This window comes from Jeotgalibaca caeni (assembly GCF_028863945.1).
GTDB classification, from domain to species: domain Bacteria; phylum Bacillota; class Bacilli; order Lactobacillales; family Aerococcaceae; genus Jeotgalibaca; species Jeotgalibaca caeni.
The window spans coordinates 1-6,307 of the sequence record NZ_JARBEA010000086.1 but is presented as its reverse complement, the minus strand read 5'-3'; the positions used below and the strand labels follow the sequence as shown (position 1 = coordinate 6,307).

General features: G+C 39.2%; 6 protein-coding genes. All 6 read right to left on the bottom strand.

What is annotated here, in order from left to right:
* Positions 1-224: 224 nt before the first annotated feature.
* Complete coding sequence (locus PVE40_RS12145) at positions 225-2,129, bottom strand: heavy metal translocating P-type ATPase (RefSeq protein WP_274732204.1); 1,905 nt, start codon at positions 2,127-2,129, stop codon at positions 225-227.
* A gap of 319 nt (positions 2,130-2,448) precedes the next feature.
* Entirely contained in the window at positions 2,449-2,682 is a 234-nt protein-coding gene (locus PVE40_RS12140) for a heavy-metal-associated domain-containing protein (protein WP_003125439.1), read from the bottom strand.
* Positions 2,683-2,828: 146 nt separating this feature from the next.
* Positions 2,829-3,683 (bottom strand): prolipoprotein diacylglyceryl transferase, encoded by an 855-nt coding sequence (gene lgt / locus PVE40_RS12135; RefSeq protein WP_274732203.1) that lies wholly within the window; start codon positions 3,681-3,683, stop codon positions 2,829-2,831.
* A complete protein-coding gene (locus tag PVE40_RS12130) occupies positions 3,668-4,006 on the bottom strand; it encodes a hypothetical protein (protein WP_003102891.1) in 339 nt (112 codons plus the stop codon). Before PVE40_RS12130 ends, lgt begins: the two co-directional genes overlap by 16 nt.
* 228 nt (positions 4,007-4,234) lie before the next feature.
* On the bottom strand, positions 4,235-4,942 hold the full coding sequence (locus PVE40_RS12125; RefSeq protein ID WP_092481214.1) for a Crp/Fnr family transcriptional regulator: 708 nt from the start codon (positions 4,940-4,942) through the stop codon (positions 4,235-4,237).
* A gap of 184 nt (positions 4,943-5,126) precedes the next feature.
* Positions 5,127-5,699 (bottom strand): Dps family protein, encoded by a 573-nt coding sequence (locus tag PVE40_RS12120; protein WP_034537929.1) that lies wholly within the window; start codon positions 5,697-5,699, stop codon positions 5,127-5,129.
* Between the last annotated feature and the right edge of the window lie 608 nt (positions 5,700-6,307).

Below are 6,307 nucleotides of genomic sequence, written 5' to 3'. Positions count from 1 at the left end.
GTGTTTATCGAACAAGTGAAAAATGCTATTGCAGCAAGGTTAGTCGTAGTTTCCTGAAATTTTATGAATTATCCAGGCGAAAATTAATTTTATAAAGAGCATACTCTATACTCTTATTTTTTTCAAGAACTCAAAAAAGCGGAAAATCCCAGATTTAAAAATCTGAGTTTCCGCTTTTGTCATTTCAAGGATGGACTATTGTCTCAGCCTCTTCTAATTTATTCTTAAGATATTTTTACTTTCTCTGCAGGTGCTGATACTTCTTTTTGTTCTTTTCGACCTTTCAACTTATACTTCATTAATCTCATGCCGTTGAAAATTACCACCAAGATACTACCTTCATGAACCAACATTCCGATAGACATATTCATCCATTCGCTGAAGAAGACGCTGGTCAACAAGACCAACACTACTCCAATTGAAATCACGATATTTTGTTTCATATTATTTGCGGTGGCTTTTACTAATCCTAATGCGTGAGGCAAGTTGCTGAAGTTCGAGTTCATTAAAACGACATCGGATGTTTCAATCGCTACGTCCGTTCCGCTTCCCATTGCGATGCCAATGTCTGCTAAAGCTAAGGACGGACTATCGTTAACGCCATCTCCAACAAAGGCTACAATTTGACCACGTTGTTGAAGTTTTCCGATATAAGCCGATTTGTCTTCCGGCAACATGTGGCCGTGAGCTTCGGTCAAACCAAGTTCGCCGGCGACCACATCAACGGTTCCTTGGTTATCTCCTGAAAGAACGACTAGATTTTTCACGCCCAAGTCTTTTAATTCCTGCAAATTAGCTTTCACACCCGGACGGACTTGATCGCGAATGCCCATCAGTACTTTTAATTCACCGTCGACCGCTGTCAAAACGAGAGAGTTCCCTTGTTGTTCAAACCGTTTGACATCTTTTTGCACTTTTTTGCTGAGAGTGACATTTTCTTTTTCCATCAAGGCCACATTCCCAACAGCCACTCTATGTCCAGCTACACTTGAAACGATTCCGCCGCCTTTCACGACTTCAGTTCCTTCAACAGGATAAAAGTTTGTTTCTCCAATTTGATTTAAGACCGCTTTTGCTAATGGATGATCTGATTCCCGTTCCACACTGGCCAGATAGCCAAGCGTTTCAGCAGAATCTTTTTCATACAGTTCAGTCGCTGCAACGGTTGGGTTTCCGACAGTTAAAGTACCTGTCTTATCAAATACAATTGTATCCACATTGCTGAAGTCTTGAATGACTTCACTCCCTTTTAAAAGAACACCGTTACGAGCACCATTCCCAATACCGGCAACGTTTGAGACAGGCACTCCGATAACTAATGCGCCTGGGCAACCTAGAACCAAGATGGTGATTGCTAACTCAATATTTTGACTGAACGCCCATACAACAATTGCCAGAACCAAGACAGTTGGTGTGTAGTATTTAGAAAAGCGATCAATGAACCGTTCCGCTTCGGATTTAGAATCTTGTGCTTCTTCCACGAGTTCAATAATTTTTCCAAATGTGGTGTCCTCACCAACTCGGTCAGCTCTGATTTGAATCGTTCCGTTTTCTAAAATGGTTCCTGCAAAAACTTCTGCATCAGCTAGCTTGTTGACCGGAACAGCTTCCCCTGTAATGCTAGCTTCATTGATATGCCCTTCACCCGTAAGGACTGTGCCATCCACTGGAATTTTCGCACCCGTTTTAACGAGCAAGATATCCCCTTCATCTACATCATCCACTTCTACTTCTTCAAATTCGCCATTATCCATTTGTTTCAAGGCGCTTTCGGGTGCCATTTCAGTCAATTCTTTGATAGCAGATCGCGTTTGGTTCAATGTTCGTTGTTCCAAGTAGTGTCCGAATAAGAATAAGAACGTGACAATAGCCGATTCTTCATAATTTTGAATAAAAAGCGCACCAATTGCTGCAATACTGACTAAGACATCAATACTGATGACTTTGACTTTCATTGCTTGAAACGCTTGAATGGCAATTGGCGTAATCCCAAAGACAGAGGCGATGATCAAAGACCACTCTGAAAGTCCTACGTTTTCTAAAACAAAGTGACTGAAGAAACCGAGTGCGATTAACAATCCACTGATGACGGTGATAACATTTTTCTTGCTTAATATATATTGTTGCATGCTTTTTCCCTCCAAATTTAATTTCTCTTTTATTGATAAACACAGTATAAGATAATTGCCTAAGTAATTAATTGACTGACATCAAGTTTTGAAAAAATACGTGTCCCTTTTCACTATTTTTTTGATCTAACAGCCTCAATGACACTTATTCCTCTTTACAGTTATAACGATACCCTCTTTTTATCGAATAAAAATTTACGGCTATCAAGTTTAGAAAGTTCTCTTTTATCGTTTCTAAGCACCTCGAATCGGATTGCAACAAAAAAGCAATCCCGGAAAAATAGCTTTTCTTCCAGAATTGCCTAGTTCATTTAATCTGTTAAGCGGCCTTGACTTTTGCTTTAAGGACCGGATAGCCTACGTTTTCGATAGCTTTTTGAATCTCTTCAATCGAAGTGACAGCTGAATCAAAATTGGTTTTGACTTTGCTGGAGTTGAATAATACTTTAATGCTGTCTTTATCAATACCGTTAACTGATTTCAAGGCACCTTCAATTTTTTGCATACAACTTGGACAAGACAACGTTTCTAATTGCAATATAGCTTTTTCCATAATTCCTATCTCCTTTATGTGTTTTTATTTTATCGGCAGCAGATTAATGAACACTGCCTTTTCCTCTTTACAACTGTAGTATAGCTCACTTTTAGCAAACGAAAATTGACGCATATCAAGTTTTGCACTTCTTTTTATCCTTTTGCTCAATTCACCATCTTAATAGTCTTTTTCTGCCCCTTATTGCCATCAGAATAATAAAAAATTGGTGGATAGTCTTGTCTGCGTATAAACCATACTACAATCGCGCCAATAAACAGGGCCAGAGACAAGGCTTGCGAAACGCGGATCCACTCGCCAATCCATAAACTGTCCGTTCGCATACCTTCAATGAAGAACCGACCCACTGAGTACCACAAAACGTAACTCAAAGCGACTTCTCCTTGACGCAAAAGCTGTTTTCGGTTCCGTATAGTGACGATGAGGACAAAGCCCAACAAACTCCACAATGACTCGTATAAAAAAGTCGGATGGTAGTAGGTACCATTGATATTCATTTGTTCAATGACAAATTCAGGTAAATAAAGATTTTCCAAGAATTGACGAGTAACCGGTCCACCATGAGCTTCCTGATTCATAAAATTGCCCCAACGACCAATGGACTGGGCTAACAATACATTGGGCGCTAAAATATCAAGAACGAGTGCCAAAGAAGTACCTTTTTTCTTTGCATACCAATATAGCGTACCCCCTCCTGCAATCAATCCCCCATAAATCGCAATGCCGCCATTCCAAATCGCAAGGATTTGTCCTGGATTTTGCAGATAATAACCAAGTTCAAATAACACATAATAAAGCCGAGCGCCGAGGAGTCCAATCGGAATTGCCCATAAGGCCATATCGATAATGGTATCCTCTTCCAGTCCTTTTTTCTTTGCTTCCTTGGTGCTCAACTGGAGAGCCGCTAATATGCCCGCTGCAATAATGACTCCATACCAATGGATCACAACAGAACCAATCTCCACCGCATGGGGATTCAAAACGCCTAATACGAATTCCATTCTATTTGCTCCATTTCTTCAATTTTTCGCGTCATTCTAGTCATGGTGATGCTGAACAAGATTCCGGCTAAGCTCCATGGAAACCAAACAGTGAATACACTTTTATCTCCCTGGTCACTCGCTTCGTAATACGCCACTTTTCCGTGTCCGATTACGCCGGCTCCTTTTACAACTTCCTCTTCTTTTTCCATAGCTAACCTATCTGCCTCAACAACGTTAGACGTCTTTGCTTCGCCGCCAATCGTGTTCTTGGTGAAAGGGACGACAAAGAATGCACCCGCTGCTGACAACGTGATGGCAACTATCACCCAAAAATAATGCACATTCACCCCTACTTATTTTTACGTTTTGTTCGACAACCCTATCTTAAAGAAAAATAAAACAAAAAAACTTGAGGGTTATCATGTTTGTGCTTTTATTTTTCCAATGAATGAAGGTCGTTCTGTCTTAAAAAAGCCAAAAACGGACAGATGGAAGCAAAAGCACTGAGTTCTGTCCCGTTGTTAATGAAGAGCGACAGAACACCAACGTGTAGAAAAAAGTGTGTCCGATTATTCGCTGTAAAGCAATAAATCATCTAAATCCTGAATCTTGATCCTTTTCCCGGACAGCTGTTGAATCAATCCCTCGTCCTCCAATTCTCCAAATTTGCGACTGATGGTCTCAGGTGTCGTTCCTAAATAGGAAGCAATGTCCTTTTTTGCCATCGGCAGGGTGATGGTGGGAGAGTTGCCCATTTCAGGTTCCACATTTTCTGCCAAAAACAAAACTAAACGGGTAATGACACTCTCCACGGCTACTTGTGCGGTTTGACGTTCGGAGCTTTCTAACCGCTGCGACATCTCTCCTAGCAGCTTTAACGAAATTGCAGGATACTCTTTTAGAAACTCTTGTACATCATGTTGTTGAATCATGCAGACAGACGTATCTCGAGTAGCTTCTGCGTATTCCTCGTGCACAGCATCAGGATTGAACAACGTCCATTCTCCCGTAAAGTCACCCGGATTCAAAATACGAACTAGTTGCTCTTTGCCAGAATCAGACAAGCGATAGATGCGGACTTTTCCGCGATTCACAATATACAAGGCATCATCTTTTTCTTGCGAGCGAAACAGAAACTCCCCTTTTTGATAGTGATTCGTGTGAGCTTTTCCAGCGATGCGATCCATCGAGCTTTCCTCCAAATGATTGAATATCGGGACTAAGCGGATACAAGCTGAGTGGTTTCCTGCTGCATGTGGTTGGGTGTATTGAGTCAATTCGTTCTTCCCCTTTATCAGTTTATTGTCCTTTTTTTAACTTTCTTATATTTAGTATAAAGGCCCCCTACCTCAAAAAAATTGACGTTCATCAAGAAAAGTCTTTTTAACGGCAAAAAAATAGGAGCTGGAAAGAGTCCCAACCCCAAAATCTTTAATTTTTAAATGTATGTTTACGAAAAATCTAATCTTCATCCTCATCAAACGCATCGTCGTCTTCCAATGCCTCTTTGCCAATGAACGCTTGCAGCATCCAAATGTTTTTATCTAAGTCATTTTTAAAAGCAATTAGTGTATCTTCTAAAGCATCGTCACCCTCATCTTGTACTAAACGAATAGCACGAATCGTTAATTCACGGGTACTTCTGAAATCTTCGATAATATTTTCAACCATGTCTTCTGCTTTAGCGTATTTATTGATGGCATCTTCTGAAAGCATGGAATATTTTTCAAATTCAGCGGTGGTTGAAGCCGGTTTATGACCGGAAATAATCAAGCGTTCTGCTAGTTTGTCGAACCATTCTTCGTTTTGATTATACAATTCTTCAAATTTTTCATGCAGGGTGAAGAAATTAGCGCCATTTACATACCAGTGATATTGGTGCAATTTCACATGTAAAGTATGCATGTTCCCTAAAAGATGATCCGAAATGGCCGCTGCATTAATTTTTGTATGATGGACATGTTCCTTGTGTTCTTGTTCTTCTTGAAATCTTTCTTGGGGTGTTCTTTCTTGAGAAGCTTTATTTTCAGTCATGATCTATTCCTCCTATAATTTTGGTTTGTTTAAAATAGCTTCCTTTGATTCCTCCTTTTCCTTTACTGAATTTAGTATAGGATAGATTTCCGTTAAAAAAATTGACGCTCATCAAGAAAAGTATTTTTTAATAGACGCCAGGCTTCTCTATTAAATTCAACTGAAATAATCAAAGGAATGAAGTCGTTCCCTCCAAACAAAAATTTCATTAAAGTAGGGCCTAAAAAAAGAATAGCAACTATACTTTGTCAAGAGACCTGACTGCTATTTTTTTGCTTGTTATTCTTCAATTACCAAATGTCTTGCCTTGCAGTATATTTAATACTCTTTCTCACTAGTGTTGCATGCAACACTAGTGAGAAAGAGTATTAATAAGATTAACCTAGACGAATAACTTTACTTTATTTATGTCATACCATAAATAAAAATTGAAAAGAATTTTTTTATTTATTTTTAGTAGATCGATTAATAGGAGTTTTAGCTTAGAGAGTGTAAAATATTTTGTGTAAATAGAAAAAAGGAAGTCCCTTCTGTAGAATAGAGTTACCACAACACATTCACAGAAAAGAGGACTTCCATATGAACGATTTTACTACAGAAATTCTAAA